The 17657-nt window shown below is 67.3% G+C and carries 21 protein-coding genes and 1 riboswitch; of the genes, 10 read left to right on the top strand and 11 right to left on the bottom strand.

All coding sequences use genetic code 11. From position 1 onward, the window contains the following. Window positions 1–114: 114 nt before the first annotated feature. The gene (gene sepH / locus AC5Y2L_RS19930) at window positions 115–867 is read left to right on the top strand and encodes a septation protein SepH (RefSeq protein ID WP_499937234.1); all 753 of its coding nucleotides are present in this window, start codon (window positions 115–117) and stop codon (window positions 865–867) included. On the opposite strand, the gene AC5Y2L_RS19925 is transcribed toward sepH, so the two are convergent. From AC5Y2L_RS19925 to AC5Y2L_RS19915, 3 genes are read right to left on the bottom strand one after another with little or no spacing between them, the layout of a single operon-like run. Continuing rightward, on the bottom strand, window positions 864–1136 hold the full coding sequence (locus AC5Y2L_RS19925) for a DUF2537 domain-containing protein (protein WP_499937235.1): 273 nt from the start codon (window positions 1134–1136) through the stop codon (window positions 864–866). The genes sepH and AC5Y2L_RS19925 overlap by 4 nt on opposite strands. Then, window positions 1133–1948, bottom strand: a complete 816-nt coding sequence (locus tag AC5Y2L_RS19920; RefSeq protein ID WP_499937237.1) for a TrmH family RNA methyltransferase — start codon at window positions 1946–1948, stop codon at window positions 1133–1135. The genes AC5Y2L_RS19925 and AC5Y2L_RS19920 overlap by 4 nt, the downstream gene beginning before the upstream one ends. Next, entirely contained in the window at window positions 1945–2340 is a 396-nt protein-coding gene (locus AC5Y2L_RS19915; RefSeq protein ID WP_499937487.1) for a MarR family transcriptional regulator, read from the bottom strand. Before AC5Y2L_RS19915 ends, AC5Y2L_RS19920 begins: the two co-directional genes overlap by 4 nt. Window positions 2341–2502: 162 nt before the next feature. Here AC5Y2L_RS19915 and AC5Y2L_RS19910 point away from each other — a divergent pair, with 162 nt between their 5' ends. Further along, on the top strand, window positions 2503–2760 hold the full coding sequence (locus tag AC5Y2L_RS19910) for a DUF2530 domain-containing protein (RefSeq protein WP_499937239.1): 258 nt from the start codon (window positions 2503–2505) through the stop codon (window positions 2758–2760). Between the two features lie 43 nt (window positions 2761–2803). After that, the gene (locus tag AC5Y2L_RS19905; RefSeq protein WP_499937241.1) at window positions 2804–3259 is read left to right on the top strand and encodes an SRPBCC family protein; all 456 of its coding nucleotides are present in this window, start codon (window positions 2804–2806) and stop codon (window positions 3257–3259) included. Here AC5Y2L_RS19905 and AC5Y2L_RS19900 read toward each other — a convergent pair. Beyond that, window positions 3256–4068, bottom strand: coding sequence for a DUF3027 domain-containing protein (locus AC5Y2L_RS19900; protein WP_499937243.1), 813 nt, complete (start codon window positions 4066–4068; stop codon window positions 3256–3258). The genes AC5Y2L_RS19905 and AC5Y2L_RS19900 overlap by 4 nt on opposite strands. A 210-nt stretch (window positions 4069–4278) precedes the next feature. On the opposite strand from AC5Y2L_RS19900, the gene AC5Y2L_RS19895 reads away from it, so the two are divergent. Both AC5Y2L_RS19895 and AC5Y2L_RS19890 read left to right on the top strand, forming a co-directional pair. After that, complete coding sequence (locus AC5Y2L_RS19895; protein WP_499937488.1) at window positions 4279–5877, top strand: MFS transporter; 1599 nt, start codon at window positions 4279–4281, stop codon at window positions 5875–5877. Then, window positions 5874–6347 (top strand): DUF2771 domain-containing protein, encoded by a 474-nt coding sequence (locus AC5Y2L_RS19890; protein WP_499937245.1) that lies wholly within the window; start codon window positions 5874–5876, stop codon window positions 6345–6347. The genes AC5Y2L_RS19895 and AC5Y2L_RS19890 overlap by 4 nt, the downstream gene beginning before the upstream one ends. A gap of 268 nt (window positions 6348–6615) precedes the next feature. Here the strand turns inward: AC5Y2L_RS19890 and AC5Y2L_RS19885 are convergent, their stop codons facing one another. From AC5Y2L_RS19885 to AC5Y2L_RS19875, 3 genes are all read right to left on the bottom strand, one after another. Continuing rightward, entirely contained in the window at window positions 6616–7620 is a 1005-nt protein-coding gene (locus tag AC5Y2L_RS19885; protein WP_499937246.1) for a glutathione S-transferase family protein, read from the bottom strand. 6 nt (window positions 7621–7626) lie between these two features. Beyond that, a complete protein-coding gene (locus tag AC5Y2L_RS19880) occupies window positions 7627–9576 on the bottom strand; it encodes an acyl-CoA dehydrogenase family protein (RefSeq protein ID WP_499937248.1) in 1950 nt (649 codons plus the stop codon). Between the two features lie 149 nt (window positions 9577–9725). Further along, on the bottom strand, window positions 9726–10133 hold the full coding sequence (locus tag AC5Y2L_RS19875) for a cold-shock protein (protein ID WP_499937249.1): 408 nt from the start codon (window positions 10131–10133) through the stop codon (window positions 9726–9728). A gap of 165 nt (window positions 10134–10298) precedes the next feature. Between AC5Y2L_RS19875 and AC5Y2L_RS19870 the strand changes: the two genes are divergently transcribed. The 4 genes from AC5Y2L_RS19870 to AC5Y2L_RS19855 all read left to right on the top strand — a co-directional run bounded on the left by AC5Y2L_RS19870 (window position 10299) and on the right by AC5Y2L_RS19855 (window position 13294). After that, window positions 10299–10700 carry a YccF domain-containing protein gene (locus tag AC5Y2L_RS19870; RefSeq protein ID WP_499937251.1) on the top strand — a complete coding sequence of 134 codons (402 nt, stop codon included), beginning with the start codon at window positions 10299–10301 and terminating at the stop codon, window positions 10698–10700. Further along, window positions 10697–11776 (top strand): GTP 3',8-cyclase MoaA, encoded by a 1080-nt coding sequence (gene moaA, locus AC5Y2L_RS19865; protein ID WP_499937252.1) that lies wholly within the window; start codon window positions 10697–10699, stop codon window positions 11774–11776. Before AC5Y2L_RS19870 ends, moaA begins: the two co-directional genes overlap by 4 nt. Window positions 11777–11782: 6 nt before the next feature. Continuing rightward, window positions 11783–12061: a MoaD/ThiS family protein gene (locus tag AC5Y2L_RS19860; protein ID WP_499937253.1), complete on the top strand. Its 279-nt coding sequence runs from the start codon at window positions 11783–11785 to the stop codon at window positions 12059–12061. 206 nt (window positions 12062–12267) lie between these two features. Next, window positions 12268–12478, top strand: a riboswitch (cyclic di-AMP (ydaO/yuaA leader). Between the two features lie 6 nt (window positions 12479–12484). After that, window positions 12485–13294: a transglycosylase family protein gene (locus tag AC5Y2L_RS19855; RefSeq protein WP_499937254.1), complete on the top strand. Its 810-nt coding sequence runs from the start codon at window positions 12485–12487 to the stop codon at window positions 13292–13294. Between the two features lie 294 nt (window positions 13295–13588). Here AC5Y2L_RS19855 and AC5Y2L_RS19850 read toward each other — a convergent pair whose 3' ends face one another. From AC5Y2L_RS19850 to AC5Y2L_RS19835, 4 genes are read right to left on the bottom strand one after another with little or no spacing between them, the layout of a single operon-like run. Next, the gene (locus AC5Y2L_RS19850) at window positions 13589–14017 is read right to left on the bottom strand and encodes a molybdenum cofactor biosynthesis protein MoaE (protein WP_499937256.1); all 429 of its coding nucleotides are present in this window, start codon (window positions 14015–14017) and stop codon (window positions 13589–13591) included. Further along, window positions 14014–14496 (bottom strand): MogA/MoaB family molybdenum cofactor biosynthesis protein, encoded by a 483-nt coding sequence (locus AC5Y2L_RS19845; RefSeq protein WP_499937257.1) that lies wholly within the window; start codon window positions 14494–14496, stop codon window positions 14014–14016. Before AC5Y2L_RS19845 ends, AC5Y2L_RS19850 begins: the two co-directional genes overlap by 4 nt. Further along, on the bottom strand, window positions 14493–15041 hold the full coding sequence (moaC, locus tag AC5Y2L_RS19840; protein WP_499937258.1) for a cyclic pyranopterin monophosphate synthase MoaC: 549 nt from the start codon (window positions 15039–15041) through the stop codon (window positions 14493–14495). Before moaC ends, AC5Y2L_RS19845 begins: the two co-directional genes overlap by 4 nt. 8 nt (window positions 15042–15049) lie before the next feature. Then, on the bottom strand, window positions 15050–15250 hold the full coding sequence (locus tag AC5Y2L_RS19835; RefSeq protein WP_499937260.1) for a hypothetical protein: 201 nt from the start codon (window positions 15248–15250) through the stop codon (window positions 15050–15052). Window positions 15251–15393: 143 nt separating this feature from the next. On the opposite strand from AC5Y2L_RS19835, the gene AC5Y2L_RS19830 reads away from it, so the two are divergent. After that, the gene (locus AC5Y2L_RS19830; RefSeq protein ID WP_499937261.1) at window positions 15394–17649 is read left to right on the top strand and encodes a helicase-associated domain-containing protein; all 2256 of its coding nucleotides are present in this window, start codon (window positions 15394–15396) and stop codon (window positions 17647–17649) included. Window positions 17650–17657: the final 8 nt, after the last annotated feature.

Here is a 17657-nt window from a genome sequence, read left to right as displayed (position 1 = left end):
GCAGTCCCGGCTCAGGGGGCTCCCGCGTGTCACCAAGGTCAACGACGTCCCGCGCACTAGAGTGCGCACCTAACAGGTCCGTGCTGACCCGCACGAAGCCTGCGAGGAGATGCCATGCGGGAACTCAGAGTCGTCGGGCTCGATGCCGACGGGAAAAGCATCATCTGCGAGGCAGATAACCCCGCAGAAAGGTTCAAGCTTCCGGTCGACGACCGACTGCGAGCGGCCCTGGACGGCGAACCGGCGCAGCCGGAGCAACCGCACCTCGATATCGAAGTCACCAACATGCTGAGCCCGAAGGAAATTCAGGCCCGCATCCGCGCGGGCGCGTCCGTGGAGCAGGTAGCCGCGGCGACGGGCTCCGACATCGGCCGCATCCGGAGGTTCGCCAACCCCGTTTTGCTGGAACGCTTCCGCGCGGCGGAGCTGGCGACGGCCGCTCACCCGCTGCTGGCCGACGGCCCGTCGGTGCTGACGCTGCTGGAGACCGTCAGCGGCTCGCTGATGGCGCGCGGCCTGCAGGCCGACCGGCTCAGCTGGGACGCCTGGCGCAACGAAGACGGCCGCTGGACGGTCCAGCTGACCTGGAAAGCGGGCAGGTCGGACAATCGCGCCCATTTCCGCTTCGCCCCCGGCGCCCACGGCGGGACGGTCAGCGCGATCGACGATGCCGCCAGTGAACTGATCGATCCGGACTTCAAGCCTCCGCTGCGGCCGGTGGCACCGGTGGCCCACCTTGCCTTCGACGAGCCGGCCAAGCCGGAAGCCCCCCAGCCGCAGCAGCAGGTGAGTGGCCGACGGGGCAAGCCGCCCGTGCCGGCCTGGGAGGATGTGCTGCTGGGAGTGCGCTCCAGCGGGCAGCGTTAGCCGCTTCCCATCAGTACAAGCAGCGTCAGCCAAGCGCCGGCGACGCCTACTGCCGCCCCCAGCACAAACCATCGCAGCACCGGGGTGCGTCGCCAGCCCCACAAGGTCGGCGCCAACCCGCCAACCGCCACGATGTTGAGCCCCACGGCCAGCAGCGGATGCACCCTGATCAGCCCGAGACTCAACACCACCATTGCGGTTGCGATGACCGCGGCGACGAATCCGGCCACCGTCAAACCCGTTGCCCACGGCGTGGATTGGTCCGTCACGCGCCGAGCCTAACCCGCTCGTAGAAGGCCAGCGCCGCCGCCGTCGCGACGTTGAGCGAATCGGTGCCGCGCGACATCGGGATGCGCACCCGCAGATCGCTGCGCCGTAGTGCGGCCGCGGTCAGTCCGGGCCCCTCGGCCCCCACCAGCACCGCAACCCGCTGCTCGCGGACCGCCGCCATCGCCTCGGCCAGCGGCCGGGCATCGCCGTGCGGCGTCATCGCCAACAGCCGAAAGCCGCTTTGCTTCAGCTTCACCAGGTCGACGGGCCAGTCCGTCGCACGCGCGTACGGCACCAGCAACGCGTGACCCATGGAAACTCGGACCGCGCGGCGGTAGAGCGGATCAGCGCAGCCGCTGCCGAACACCACCGCGTCGACCCCGAGTCCCGCCGCGTTGCGGAAGATCGAGCCCAGGTTCTCGTGGTCGTTGACGCCCTCGAGCACCGCGACCGTGCGGGCACCGTCGATGACCTCGGCAATGTCGGGTTCCGGCACGCGGCGCGCCGCGGCCAGCACGCCCCGGTTGAGATGGAAACCGACTACCCGCGCCATCACGTCGGCGGAGACGCGATAGTACGGCGCTTCGGCGCCGGCCAGGTCGTCGCGAAGTTCGGCCAGCCTGCGATCGGTACCCAGCAGTGCGAACGGAGTGAACCGGGAAGCCAGCATGCGCTGCACCACCAGCACACCTTCGGCGATCACCAACCCTTTACCGCTGGGCAGGTCGGGACGACGGTCGACGCTGTTCAGGTCTCGGAAATCGTCGAGCCGTGGATCGTCGGGATTGTCAACGTCGAAGACGTCGCTCACGGGCGTCCGTCGGCCCTGTCGTCGACTAGGGCCAGCATCAAATCGGCGGCGCAGCGCAGAATTTCGCGCTTTTTGTCGTCCAGCGTCGCCAGCCGCTCGGCCAGCCACTCCTGACGGGCCCGTCGCGCCGCTTTGACCAGCTCGGCGCCGGTCTCCGATACCGAGACCAGCACCTGGCGACCGTCCACCGGATGTGGGCTGCGGTCAACGAAGCCCATGTCGGCCAAGGACGCGACGACTCGGGTCATCGACGGCGGCCGCACCCGTTCGCGGAGCGCCAGCGCCCCGGGCGTCATCGCCCCCTCGTTGGCCAACGTGGTCAGCACCGACAGCTGGGACAGCGACACCGGCGACTGCGGATTGCGGAACCGCAGCTGACGCGCCAACCGCATGACCGCCAACGACAAGTCGCTGGCCAGGCGGGCATCGCTGTCAGGCACAGCGCGAGGTTACAACGGAAGCTGGCAAAGAACACCGGAAACGGGGACGACGGACTCCGCACCTTGGTCAGGTCGCGAAAGCATACTCACGGTCGCCCAGCTAGATTTATCGCAATGACTGTCGAACCACCGCCATTGCCGCCCAAGCTGCTCGCGGTGTGGCCGGTCATCTTGGTGGGCGTGCTGGGCTGGCTGGTGGCAGCGGCCGCCGCGTTTTTGGTACCCGCGCTGGCGAGTTGGCGTCCGCTGACAGTGGCCGGGCTGGTAACCGGAGTGATCGGTACCAGCATCTTCTTATGGCAGCTCGCCGCGGCAAGGCGTGGCGCGCGCGGCGCGCAATCCGGACTTGAAACATTTCTCGACCCGAAATAGCTTTCCCAAAGCCATTCACCGACAACGTATTCCGGGAGGACCAGTGGTAGCACCGCTGCTACAAGCGCAGATCGATATCGACGCGCCGGCGTCGAAAGTTTGGGAGTTGATCTCCGATTTCCGGCGGATGCCCGAATGGAGCCCGCAGTGCCGCTGGATGCGACCCTTCGGTCCGCTTCGCCAGGGCACCCGCACGCTGAACTTCAACCGGCGCAACCGCCTGTTCTGGCCCACCACGTCCACCGTGATCGAGGTGATCCCGGAGAAGAAGCTGGCCTTCCGGGTGGACGCCAATCGCACGGTGTGGAGCTATGAGCTCGAGCCCAACGGCGAGGGCACCCGGGTGATCGAGAGCCGGCACGCCGAAAACGGGGTCAGCGCGTTGTCGAACATGTCGGTCAACGCCTTCTTGGGCGGGACGACAAACTTCGAACGCGAACTGCTGGAAGGCATGAACACGTCGCTGGCAAACATCAAAGCCGCCGCCGAGCGAGGTTAGCCCGTCGGCTCCTCGCCTGACGGCTCTCCCGGCGGTGTCTCCACCATGTCCAGGACGCCGTCGTCGTAGGGCTCATAGACCGGCGAGCCAGTGCCCGCCGGAGCCGGCGTGTCGGAGTGGGCGCCGCAGCCGTACTGCTTGTCGACGACGTGCCCGTCCGCGGACAGCTCGTTGCCGCACACCCCGAACATCGCGCCCAGCGACCCGGCCAGCGGCAGGAAAAAGCCGCAGTCGCGGCACACGCGCTTGGTCGATCGCGCCATCGCCGACGACGGACCATAGTCGCCCTCGTGCCACCGTTGGGCGGCCTCGGCGCGGCCCCAGGCGCTCATCACCCACCGCCGGCCCAGCCCGACCTCGGCGGCCGTCTCGTCGACCTGCGGGTCACCGCTAGCGGTATAGCCGGGAACCAGCCGGGGGTCGTCGACGGCCGGCGCGAGCAGGTCACCGGGGCTCAAATCTCCCGGCCGCACGCGTTGCTCCCAGGGCACCCATTCGGGAGCCAACAGCGCCGTTGGCCCCGGGACCAATACCACTTCGCTGACGGTGGCGTGGCCGGCACCCGGATATCCCGCGACGACGACCGCCCACTGCCACCCTTGGTAGCCCGGCAGACGCGCCAGGAAGCGGTGAGTTGCGGCGGCGGGGCCGTCGTACCCGACGCCCAGGTACTCGCCCACCGTCTCCAGCCCGCTGAACTCCGCGATGGCCGCCCTGGCCTGGTCGACCGCACCGGTCAGGACCGCTGCCAGTCCCTCGGGCCACTCGTCCACAGTTGACACGGCGGCTTCCTCGATGGGTCCGCTCACACTGCGCCTTTCTGTCCCCGCTGTAATCAAATGCATCTTTCATACTGCCGAAAACCACATGGGCGAGCCACACCTGGCCACTTGCCGACGCATATCGGCGGCATAGGACAGAATTGAACGGTGTCTGGACGGCGGCGTGATCACCCGGGTCCCGCGGCCCCCTATCCGGGCCGCCGGCCCCGCACCGGACCCGCCAACCAGCACCCGGGCATGGCGAACTACCCGACCGACCCACCCATCGAAGCCGACTATCGCCGCGCGCGCCGCCCACCGCCGCCGCCCAGTGCCAATCGCTATCTCCCGCCGCTCGGCCAGCAGCAACCGCGGCGCGAGCGCAGCGTGCCACCCCCGCCGCGCGAAGCCTCTTCCGGCGAACGGATTACCGTCACCCGCGCCGCTGCCATGCGCAGCCGCGAAATGGGGTCGCGGATGTACTGGATGGTCCAGCGGGCTGCGACCGCCGACGGCGCGGACAAGTCCGGGCTGACCGCTTTGACCTGGCCGGTGGTGGCGAATTTCGCCACCGACGCGGCAATGGCGGTGGCACTGGCCAATACGTTGTTCTTCGCTGCGGCCAGCGCCGAGAGCAAGTCCAAGGTGGCGCTGTATCTGCTGATCACCATCGCGCCGTTCGCGGTGGTGGCGCCGCTGATCGGCCCGGCGCTGGACAAGCTGCAGCACGGCCGCCGGGTCGCGCTGGCAGCGTCCTTCGCGCTTCGCACGCTGCTGGCAGTGGTGCTGATTTGGAACTACGACGGCACCCACAGCAGCTACCCGTCCTGGGTGCTGTATCCATGCGCGCTGGCCATGATGGTGTTCTCCAAGTCATTTTCGGTACTCCGCAGCGCTGTGACGCCCCGGGTGATGCCGCCAACCATCGACCTGGTCCGGGTCAACTCGCGGCTGACCATGTTCGGCCTGCTGGGCGGGACAATCGCCGGCGGCGCAATCGCGGCCGGGGTCGAGTTCGTCTGCAACCACTTACTCAAGCAGCCCGGCGCCTTGTTCGTGATCGTCGGGGTCACCCTTGCCGGCGCAGTTTTGTCGATGCGGATTCCGCGCTGGGTGGAAGTGACCGCAGGCGAGGTGCCAGCCACGTTGAGCTACCACCGGGATAGCCCGCACCCGCACAGCCCGCCGCAACAAGGGGGCGGGTCGTTGCGACAACCGCTGGGCCGCAACATCATTACCTCACTGTGGGGTAACTGCACCATCAAGGTGATGGTGGGTTTTCTGTTCCTCTATCCGGCCTTCGTCGCCAAGGCGCAACATGCCACCGGTCTGGCCCAGCTCGAACTGCTTGGCATGATCGGCGGGGCAGCCGCGATCGGCAACTTCGCCGGAAACTTCATCAGCGCTCGCCTCAAGCTGGGCAGGCCGGCGGTGATGGTCGTGCGCTGCACGATCGCGGTCACCGTCGCAGCGCTGGCCGCCGCGGTGGCCGGCGACCGAGTGGTGGCCGCGATCGCGACCCTCATCACGTCGGGCGCCAGCGCCATCGCCAAGGCATCGTTGGACGCCTCGCTGCAGCATGATCTGCCGGAGGAATCGCGAGCATCGGCATTCGGCCGTTCGGAGTCGATGCTGCAGCTGGCGTGGGTGCTGGGCGGCACCGTCGGGGTCTTGGTGTACACCGAATTGACCGTGGGGTTCACCGCGATCAGTGCGCTGCTGATCTTCGGCCTGGCGCAGACCATTGTCAGCTTCCGTGGCGAGTCGTTGATCCCGGGCCTGGGCGGTAACCGGCCGGTGATGGTCGAGCAGGAGGTCACCCGGCCCGGGGCCACGCACTCCGGGGTGCACAGGTGAAACGCTGGATGGCCGTGCTCGCGGTGGTGGCGCTTGCCGCGGCGGCGGGGATCGGAGCGTGGCTCTGGGCGCGCAAGCCGGGCCCGCAGCGACCCGAGATCACCGTGTATTCGCATGGCCACCTGACGCGAGTGGGGCCTTACATATACTGCGATGTACTACTCAAGGACTGTGAGAATCCACAGACGCTGGGCGAACTGCGCGTCACCGGACAGTATCCGGTGCAACTGTCGGTACCCGAAGCAATATCTCGTGGGCCTTGGCGACTGGTCCAGGAATACGAAGACCAGCAGCGGTATCAAGTCCCCAACTACAGTTCCAGCTGCCCATTCTTCCGGCCCGGCACGCGGCTGGCGCTCACCATTCCCACATTCGACCCGCACCGAGGCCGGCTGACCGGGATCGCCGTACAGTTGCTGACATTGGGCTGCGCCTACCACGCGGAATGGTCCGTGCGACTTGTCTATTGATTAAGCTTTGGACGAATAGGCGCCAGCGGCCGCAGGCCCGCGTGTCGAGCGTAAAATGGCGGCGTTGGCTGTGAGCTTATGGCGTTGGGTGTGAGCCGGCGGCTTTCATTGTGAACTGGCGGCTTTAATTGTGAACTGGCGGTGTAGATTTGGCGATTTTCCCGCCCTGGGTTCACGAGCAAAACCCTAACTTCACAGCCAAAGCCAAGACTTCACAGCCAACATCAACGACAGAACCTCTGTAGCGTCAACACCGGTGCGAGAGCACCTACGCCCCGTGACCGGCTGGCACTCGCTCACCCTCGACCGTCGGACCCGGAGCGGTGCCGTCTCCGAAAGGCCTGCCGCCCAATGCTTCCCGACCGTGTGGGGCCAGCCACCCAGACAGGTCGGGGCCCTTCGGCACGATTCGGGTGGGGTTGATGTCGGCGTGCACAATGTAATAGTGCTGCTTGATCTGAACGAAGTCGGTGGTATCGCCAAATCCTGGCGTCTGGAACAGATCCCGAGCATAGGCCCATAACACGGGCATCTCGGACAGCTTGGTGCGGTTGCACTTGAAATGCCCGTGATACACCGGGTCGAAGCGGGCCAGCGTGGTAAACAGGCGCACGTCGGCTTCGGTGATGGTGTCGCCGACCAGGTATCGCTGGCCGGACAACCGCTCACTCACCCAGTCCAGCGCGGTGAACAGCCGGTCGTAAGCCGCTTCATACGCCTCCTGCGAGCCGGCGAATCCGCAGCGGTACACCCCGTTGTTGATCTCGGTGTAGATCCTCTTGCTCACCTCGTCGATCTCGTCCCGCAACGGCAACGGGTACAACTGCGGTGCCCCGTCGCGGTGATAGGCGGTCCATTCGGTGGAGAAGTCCAGGGTGATCTGAGCGAAGTCGTTGGTGACCACCGCTCCGGTGGGAATGTCGACGATCGCGGGGACGGTGATGCCTTTGGGATAGTCCGGGAAGCGCTTGAAGTAGGCGTCCTGCAACCGCGGGATCTTGAGCACCGGGTCCACTCCGCCCGGGTCAAGGTCGAACGTCCAACTCCGCTCGTCATGGGTAGGACCGCAGAACCCAATGGAGATAACGCTTTCCAGGCCCAGCAGCCGCCTGACGATGATCGTGCGGTTCGCCCACGGACAGGCGCGGGCGACGATAAGCCGGTAACGACCCGGTTCTACCGGATAGCCGTCGCGGCCGTCGGCGGTGATGCGCGTGGTGATGTAATTGGTGTCGCGGGTGAATTCACCTTGGGCGGCAATGTAAGTGGCCACCGCGACCTACAGGGTCGCGTCCGTCGGCGACACCGTCAGAAACCGCCGGGCCACGTTGGTTTCGGTAGACGGACCCGGCTCCCAGTGCGCGATCCACGGGCCGGTGCCCGCCGACTGGTCGATGATGCCCTCCTCCAGCCAGGTGTAGCGGCCCTCCAGCACTGCGTCGGTCAGCCGAACGTCGCTGCTGTCGGTATTGGCCCACAACGCATGGAACAACGCCTCCACCCGAAGCGTCGATTGCTCGCAGAATGTTTCGGCCAATTCATAGGCCTGCCGTCCGGCAGCGGGGTCCGCGGCCCGCATGGCTTCGGCCCGCACGCACGCCGCCGACATGGCGAATAGTTCGGCGCCGATATCGACGATGCGTCCCAGGAATCCTTGCTTTTCCTCAAGCTTGGCCTGCCAGCGCGCCATGCCGTAAAAGGTGTTGCGGGCCAGTTTGCGTGCGGAGCGCTCGACGAATCGCAGATGCGACGCCAATGGCCCGAATTCGCTGAACGCCCGGGGACGCTGACCTTCACCAAAAACCAGCTGCGGCAACCACTTTGCGTAGAATCCGCTGGCGCCCACCGCTGCCGACGCCTTCTGCCGCAGGTCCGCTTTCGGGTTCGCCAGATCGCCGGCGGCGGTCAGGTGTGCGTCCACGGCCTCACGTGCGATCAGCAGCCGCATGATCTCGCTGGAGCCTTCGAAGATGCGGTTGATCCGCAGGTCTCGCACCGCCTGCTCCACCGGTACCGCACGTTCGCCGCGCGCCGCAAGGGATTCGGCGGTCTCGTAGCCCCGCCCGCCGCGGATCTGCATCAGCTCGTCGCCGATCAGGCACGCCATCTCGCTGGACCACAATTTGGCCAGGGCGGCTTCGATCCGGATGTCGTTGCGGCCCTCGTCGGCCATCTGAGCGGACAGTTCGAGCACGGCGTCGAGCGCGAAGTTGGTGGCGGCGATGAAGGAAATCTTGTTGGCGACGGCTTCGTGCTTGCCCAGCGGCTTGCCCCACTGCACGCGCTCCTTGGACCATTCCCGCGCAATTTTCAGCGACCATTTTGTCGCCCCGGTGGCGACCGCGGGTATCGACAGCCGACCGGCATTCAATGTGGTCAACGCGATCTTCAGACCATCGCCCTCCCGGCCGATCAGGTTCTCGCGGGGCACCCGCACGCCGTGCAACCTGGTGACGCCGTTTTCGATGCCGCGCAGACCCATGAACTTGTTGCGACGCTCCACGGTGATCCCGGGCGAATCTGCCTCCACCACAAACGCGCTGATGCCGCCGCGGTGTCCCTCGCTTCGCGGCACCCGGGCCATGATCACCAGCAGGTCGGCGACCACGCCATTGGTGGTCCACAACTTGACGCCCTCGAGTTCGTACGCCTGCCCGTCATCCACCGGTGTCGCCGTCGACGCCAGGCGCGCCGGGTCGGAGCCAACGTCGGGTTCGGTGAGCAGAAACGCCGAGATGGCGCCGGCCGCACACCGCGGCAGGAACTTCCGCTTCTGTTCTTCGGTGCCGGCGAGCTTGAGCGGTTCGGGCACCCCGATCGACTGATGAGCCGACAGCAGTGCACCGAGACTGGGATGGACCGTCGACACCATCATCAGCGCGCGGTTGTAGGCGACCTGCGACATCGCCAGGCCGCCATATTCCGACGGGATCTTCATGCCGAAGCAGCCCAATTCGGCCAAGCCCTTGACGTATTCGTCGGGAATCTGAGCGTCGCGCTCGATGACGGAGCCGTCCAGGGTGTCGAGGAATTCTCTCAGCTTCCCCAGAAACTCCCGGATCCGAGCCTCCTGGTCCTCGGACGGCCTGGGAAATGGATGTATCAGGTCCAGCGGAAAGCGGCCGAGGAACAGCTCTTTGGCGAATGATGGCTTGTCCCAGCCACTTTCGCGAGATTCTTCGGCAAGAGCTCGTGCTTGCTCCGCGGTGACCTGGGCTTGCTGCGCCATCGACGCCTCCTCGCTGACGAATCACATTAAGGCATGGGTACCCCGTACCTGCCCGAATGTTACGCGTCAGTAGCTTCAGAGTGCACGCACTCGAGCCGGCTCGATCGGCGTCGCCGGCTCGCCCCGTCGCCGGCCGCGAAAGCAGGCGGTTAAGCCTCGAACTCCCGGGCTACCGCTTTGACGACCTCGGAGACCCGCCGGGCCGTCTTGCGGTCCGGGTAGCGCCCTTTGCGCAACTCGGGCTGCACGGTGCTCTCCAACAACGTGATCATGTCTTCGACCATGCCGTGCAGCTCGTCGGGGCTGTGCTTGTGCTCAGCAGGCGTCTCGCGCCGCGCCCTGGAAAGGCTGGGCGGCGGATCGATCAACTTCAAACTCAAGGCCTGCGGGCCGCGGCGTCCGGACGCCACCCCGAACTCCACCCGTTGGCCCGTCTTGAGGCCTTCGACACCCGCGGGCAACGCCGACGAGCGCACATAGACGTCCTCGCCGTCCTCCTGCGACAAGAAGCCGAACCCCTTCTCGGGGTCGTACCACTTCACCTTGCCGGTCGGCACTGCTCTCACCTGCTTTGTCTGACGGATCGTTACTATGGGCAACAGAATGAAGCGTCCCGCTTGCGCAGGACGCAATGTGGTTTCCGATCCTACTCGGATGGCTGCTCGCGAAGCACCCCTGTTTATTACGTACTCGGTAGGGTGGCAATTACCGCGGGAGGAAAGATGCGCCTGATCCTGAACGTTATCTGGCTGGTGTTCGGTGGCCTCTGGATGGCCCTCGGCTACCTGCTCGCGGCGCTGGTCAGCTTCCTCCTCATCATCACCATCCCCTTCGGCTTCGCGTCTTTGCGCATCGCCTCATATGCGTTGTGGCCGTTCGGCCGGACGATCGTGGACAAGCCGAGCGCGGGAACGTTGACGCTGATCGGCAACGTCATCTGGGTGGTGTTGTTCGGGCTGTGGCTGGCGATCGGACATCTGGTGAGCGCGGCGGCGATGGCGATCACCATCGTCGGTATCCCGCTGGCGCTGGCCCAACTCAAGCTGATCCCGGTGTCGCTGTTGCCGCTGGGTAAGGAGATCGTTCCAGTCGACTCGACTCGAAACGAGCGGGTGGCTGCATGACGCTGACCGCATTGGGTGTCCCCACCGTGCGCCGCACGTCGGAGCATGGCGCCGAACGTGAGATGCCCAGCAAGGGACCCTTACTCGACACCTTCGGCAGGGCCGCCACCGACCTGCGGGTGTCGCTCACCGACCGCTGCAACCTGCGTTGCAGTTACTGCATGCCGGCCGAAGGCCTGGACTGGTTGCCCCGCGAGCAGCTGCTGCGGCCCGATGAGCTGGCCCGGCTGATGAACATCGCCGTCACCCGGTTCGGCGTCACCAGTGTGCGGTTCACCGGGGGTGAGCCGCTGCTGGTCCGCCACCTCGAGGAGGTGGTGGCTGCGGCGGCCAGTCTGCGCCCGCGCCCGGAGATTTCGCTGACCACCAACGGTGTGGGGCTGGCAGGGCGGGCCGCGGCTCTTGCCGCTGCGGGTTTGGATCGGGTGAACGTGTCCCTGGACAGCGTGAACCGCGACCATTTCACCGCCATCACGCGGCGGGACCGGCTCGCCGACGTGCTGGCCGGCTTGGCCGCCGCCGCTGCCGCCGGGCTGACGCCGGTCAAGGTCAACGCCGTCCTCGATCCGCACACCGGCCGCGAGGACGTCGTCGAGCTGTTGCGGTTCTGCTTACAGCACGGTTACCAGTTGCGGGTCATCGAACAGATGCCGCTGGACGCCGGACATCAGTGGCGGCGAGGCGCCGCGCTGAGCGCCGACGACGTGCTAGCGGCGCTGCGGCCGCACTTTCGGCTGCGGCCGGACCCTGCGCCGCGGGGTTCGGCTCCGGCCGAACTCTGGCTCGCCGACTCCGGACCTGGCACGCCGACCGGGAAATTCGGCGTCATCGCCTCGGTGTCACACGCCTTTTGTTCGACCTGTGATCGCACCCGGCTGACCGCCGACGGGCAAATCCGCAGCTGCCTGTTCTCTGCCGAGGAGACCGACCTGCGCGGCATGCTGCGCGGTGGGGCCGACGACGATGCCATCGAGGCGGCGTGGCGTGCGGCGATGTGGGCCAAACCGGCCGGCCACGGCATCAACGACCCGGACTTCGTGCAGCCGAAGCGGCCGATGAGCGCAATCGGGGGCTAGCCATCCGTGAGTCGTGCCGTGGAAGAAGCACCCGGAATCCAGGTGACCGTCCGATTCTTCGCGGCCGCCCAGGCTGCCGCCGGCGCTGAGTCGGAGACAGTACGCCTGGGACCGGGTGCCACGGTCGCCGACGTGATCGACGGCCTGGCCGCGCGGGACGGTCGGCTCGCGACGGTGCTGAGTCGATGCTCCTACCTGTGCGACGGGATCGCCGTGCGCGACGTGACCACAACGTTGCGATCCGGCGCCACAATCGATGTGCTACCGCCCTTCGCCGGCGGATGAAAATGTGAAATATCTCACGTAACGGAACGATAACGACGCGGACACGCTCCGATTTCGGGTCGTTCTGACCTGCGCAAATGGCGAATTTTCCTGGCGATTTAGCAGATGTATTCGCGGAAAACGCCGGGTTTCGCAAAAAGTGACGGGACAAACAGAACCCGCTACCGTCTCCGATGGCTCGCCAAGCTGACCCGTGGCGATCCTCCCTACCTATCGCGCCGAGCTCCATCCAATAGGCGGGGATACCGACCGTGGATGGAAGCGGGGGACCCAACCGGTTCACCGCGATCGGACCGGAGCCGCTACGGCTCCTTGGGGTGAAGCCTGCGCGGTGTCCTTGCGGACGTCGCGATGGCCGGGTGGCCTCTCCAACCCGAACCCGACAGCTGACCTCGCAGGCGCGTAGCGAGAGGAATACCCGTTTTGAGTGGACGTCATCGCAAACCCACTACTTCAGGCGTCAGCGTCGCCAAAATCGCCGTCACCGGTGCTGTAATCGGTGGCGGCGGCATCGCTTTAGCGGCCCAAGCGGGCGCGGCCACAGACAGCGAATGGGACCGGGTGGCCAGCTGCGAGTCCGGTGGCAACTGGGCGATCAACACCGGCAACGGGTTCCACGGCGGCCTGCAATTCACCCAGGGCACCTGGGCAGCGCACGGCGGCACGCAGTACGCCCCGTCGGCGCAACTGGCCAGCAGGGAACAGCAGATCGCCGTCGCCGAGCGTGTGCTGGCGACTCAAGGCCGTGGCGCCTGGCCGGTGTGTGGTCACGGCCTGTCCGGCCCGACCCCGCGCAATGTCCTCCCGCAGCCCGCAGGGCTCAACACGCCGTCCGACGCGCCCGCGGTCAACGGCGACGCCGCGCCGCCGCAGGACGCGCCAGCGCCTGACGCTGCTCCGCCACCCGCCGCGCCGGCGCCGGTGGTGCAGCTGGCCGGCAACGACCAAATCGCGCCGCCGCCGGACGCCCCGCCACCGGCAGACGCCCCGCCCGCGGACGCACCACCCCCGGCCGACGTGGCGCCCGCGCCGCCGGCCGACGCACCGCCTCCGGTGGACCCGGCGCCGCCTGCCGACGCACCCGTCACGGCGGATGTGCCCAAGGCCGTCAGCGGTGAGCCGCGCGGAGCCGAGACCGTCGCCTACACCAAGCGGCTGTGGGAGGCGATCCGGGGCCAGGACGTGCAGGGCAACGACGCGCTGGACGCGCTGGCTCAGCCGTCGATGATCTGAACTACCGCCGCCGAGCAGACGCAAAATTCCCCCAGAACACTGGTTCTGAGGGGATTTTGCGTCTGCTGGCGCGGGCTAGGCCTGATGGTGGCGACCCGTCCCCCAGCTTCGCGGGGGTGCCCCCAGCGCCCGACTGCGCCGCGCTCGCGATCGCCACTAAGCCTGATGGTGGCGACCCCGTCCCCCAGCTTCGCGGGGGTGCCCCCAGCGCCCGGCTGCGCCGCGCTCGCGATCGCCACTAAGCCTGATGGTGGCGACCCGCTTCGCCCGGCTGCGCCGCGCTCGCGATCGCCACTAGGCCGAGTTCACCCACTCGTCGGTCCCGTCGTCGAAGAACTGGTGTTTCCACACCGGTAGCCGCGCCTTGATCGCGTCGACCAGCTGGGCGCAGGTGGCGAACGCCGCCTGTCGATGATCCGCGGCAACGGCAACCACCAGGGCCGCGTCGCCGATCTGCAGCACGCCGATCCGGTGGCTGGCCGCGACCGCGCGCACCCCGCTGGCCTGCTCGGCGATTTCGGCCACTGTGTCGGCAAGAACCTGCGCGGCCGTCGGATGCGCCGAATACTCCAGCCGGGTCACCCCGCGCCCATCGTCGTGATCGCGGACCATTCCGTCGAACCCGACGATCGCCCCGGCGGATTGATGACTCACCAGATCTTCATGCTCGGCCAGCGAAATCGGCTGGTCGGTCAAGGCGGCGCGCAGGACCCGCGGCGTCATTGCTGGTGATCCCCGCCCGCGAGTTGATCCAGCGCGTGGTCCACCACACCGTCGAGCACGCTCAGGCCGTCGCGGACGCCGCCCGACGAGCCGGGCAGATTGACGATCAACGTACGCCCGGCTACCCCGCATACGCCGCGCGAGAGCACCGATGTCGGCACTTTCGGCAGGCCGGCGCGACGGATCGCATCCGCCAGCCCAGGAATCATGTAGTCCAGCACCGCGACCGTCTGATCCGGTGTGCTGTCGGTGGGGGAAATGCCGGTGCCACCGGAGGTGATGATCAGGTCGACGCCGGCGGCCAGGGCGTCCTGCAGCGCCTCCCCGACCGGCTTGCCGTCGGCCACAACCTGCGGCTCAGTTGGCGAAAACCCGCGCTGGCCAAGCCATTCCGCGATGATCGGACCACATTTGTCGGTGTATACGCCGGCTGAGGCACGAGTCGAGGCAATGATGATCCGTGCGGTTCGCTCGCTCATGACGGTGTCCAGGTTCCGTGCCGGCCGCCTTCTTTGCGGAGCACTCGAATCTCGTCGATACGCGCGGCCGGGTCAACCGCCTTGATCATGTCGTAGAGCGTCAGCGCAGCAACGCTGACCGCGGTCAGCGCCTCCATCTCCACTCCCGTCCGGTCGGTGCTGCGCACCGTCGCGGTGATCTCGATGTCCGCCTCGCCCACCGCGAAATCGACGTCGACGCCGGTAAGCGCCAACTGGTGACATAACGGGATCAGGTCGCTGGTGCGCTTGGCCGCCAGAATGCCCGCCACCCGCGCGGTGGCCAGCGCATCACCCTTCGGCAGCCCGCCGGTGGAGATCAAGGCCACCACGTGCGGCGTCGTGCGCAAGGCACCCGCGGCGACCGCGGTGCGCCTGGTGGCCCCCTTCTCGGTGACATCGACCATGTGCGCTGCCCCCCGCTCATCCAAGTGCGAGAGCGCGTCGAACTGGGATTCGACTGAGCCGCCAGCCCCAGAAGCCTGCGAGGGGCCATCGGCCCGGGAGGAACCAGCGGCCCGAGCCATCCCGAGACCTACCGGTTGACGACCGTGACCGGGTGAAGGTAGGGCAGTTCGTCGGATGGCAACGGAAACGCCAGCTCACCGAAGGGCGACAACGCACCGGTCCGATCGGTCACCAGTTCGCTCACCGCGTGGTCGTCCGGATCCGTCGTCGGCCAGCCGTTGTCGACGTATCTGGTTTTGCGCGCCTTGCCGTCAGTAGTGTCAGCCACGAGCTCCATTCTGACAGGTCAGTTGCGCGCAGAGTACGCGAAGGGGCGATCACGACCGCCGTCGCCGCCATCTCGGCGGGCCGTGGCGGGTCGTCGCGACGGCTGACTTTTCAGCTTCGCTGACTCAATTACGCTGGTCGGCAATGACTGACAACAGCCCGCATATCCCGCTGGGATCCTGGCTGGCCGAACTGCCCGACGAACGGCTGATCCGGCTCTTGGAGCTACGGCCGGACCTTGCCCAGCCCCCGCCCGGCAGCATTGCCGCGCTGGCCGCGCGTGCTCAGGCACGACAGTCGATCAAGGCCGCCACCGACGAGCTCGACTTCCTGCGACTCGCGGTGCTGGACGCATTGCTGGTGCTGCATGCCGACAGCACGCCGGTGCCGACCGCAAAGCTGCTGGCGTTGATCGGCGACCGGGCTCCGGAAACCGAGGTCACCGCTGCCCTGGACGACCTGAGGCATCGCGCCCTGGTTTGGGGCGACAACGCCGTTCGAGTGGCCGGCGACGCCGGCACAGGATTGCCCTGGCATCCGGGGCAGGTCACGCTCGAGGACACCTCCCAGACCGAGGAGCAGATAGCCGAGCTGATCGCCGATCTCGACGAGGCGCAGACGGACGTGCTGGAGAAACTGCTCGAGGGCTCCCCGATGGGCCGCACCCGCGACGCCGCGCCCGGTGCTCCAGCGGACCGGCCGGTGCCGAGGCTGCTGGCGATGGGCTTGCTGCGACGGGTCGACGCCGACACGGTGATCCTGCCCCGCCACGTCGGGCAGGTGCTGCGCGGCGAGCAACCCGGGCCGATGCAGCTGACGGCACCCGATCCGGTGGTGTCGACCACCACAGCTGAAGACGTCGACGCGACGGCCGCCGGAGCCGTCATCGATTTGCTCCGTGAGCTCGACGTCCTACTCGAAACACTGAGTGCCACACCGGTTTCCGAGCTGCGCACCGGCGGAATGGGGATTCGCGAAGTCAAGCGGCTGGCCAAGTCGACCGGCATCGACGAGCCGCGGCTGGGCCTGATACTCGAGGTTGCGGCCGTCGCCGGACTGATCGCCAGCGGCATGCCCGATCCGGAACCGGCCCATGGTGATCCGCCATATTGGGCGCCGACGGTGGCCGCCGACCGGTTCGCCGCGATGTCACCGGCCCAGCGCTGGCAGCTGCTGGCCAGTACCTGGCTTAACCTGCCGAGCCGGCCGGCGCTGATCGGCAGCCGCGGCCCGGACGCCAAACCCTATGGCGCCCTGTCGCATTCGCTGTACTCGACCGCCGCCCCGCTGGACCGCCGGCTGCTGTTGGGCATCCTCGCCGAGTTGCCCCCGGGTGCCGGCGTGGACGCCGCCACGGCGTCTGAGGCATTGGTTTGGCGCCGACCGCGCTGGGCCAGGCGACTGCAGCCAGGCCCCGTCGCGGACCTGCTGACCGAGGCGCACGCGCTGGGCCTGGTGGGCCGCGGAGCCATCAGCGGGCCGGGACGGGCGCTGCTGGCAGACGCCGTCGATCCCGACGCGGCCATCGCCGCGATGACGCGAGCAATGCCCAAGCCGATCGACCACTTCCTGGTGCAGGCCGACCTCACCGTTGTGGTACCCGGACCGCTGCACCGCGATATCGCCGACGACCTGGCCGCTGTCGCCAAGGTCGAATCCGCAGGCACCGCAATGGTGTATCGGGTGAGCGAGCAGTCGATCCGGCATGCCCTCGACATCGGCAAGACGCGCGAATGGATGCACGCACTTTTCGCCAACCATTCGAAAACGCCGGTGCCACAAGGACTCACGTATCTCATCGACGATGTCGCGCGTCGGCACGGCCAGCTGCGCATCGGTATGGCCGCGTCGTTTGTCCGATGTGAAGATCCGACGCTGCTGGCCCAGGCCGTGGCCGCCCCCGCTGCTCAAGAACTGCAACTGCGCGCCCTTGCGCCGACGGTGGCGGTCTCGCCGGCACCGATATCCGAGGTGCTGGCCGGGTTGCGAAGCGCAGGTTTCGCGCCGGCCGCCGAAGATTCCACCGGAGCCATCGTCGACGTCCGGCCTAGAGGAGCGCGGGTACCCACGCCACAACACCGTCGCTCCTACCGCCCACCGCCACGCCCTGGAGGTGACACACTGAGCGCCATCGTCGCGGTATTGCGCAAGGTGACCGCCGCGCCGTTCGGCAACATCCGGGTCGACCCGGCCGGGACCATGTCGCTGTTACATCGCGCGGCGCGGGATCAGCAGACGCTGTTGATCGGCTACCTCGACGCGGCGGGCGTCGCCACGCAACGCGTGGTATCGCCGATCAGCATTCGCGGCGGCCAGCTGGTGGCCTTCGATCCGGCGTCCGGTCGGCTGCGCGACTTCGCCATCCACCGCATCACGTCGGTGATGTCGGTCGACGACTGAATAATGGG

Source organism: Mycobacterium sp. NGS66 (assembly GCF_059812225.1).
This window is presented reverse-complemented; position numbering and strand designations above follow the sequence as displayed.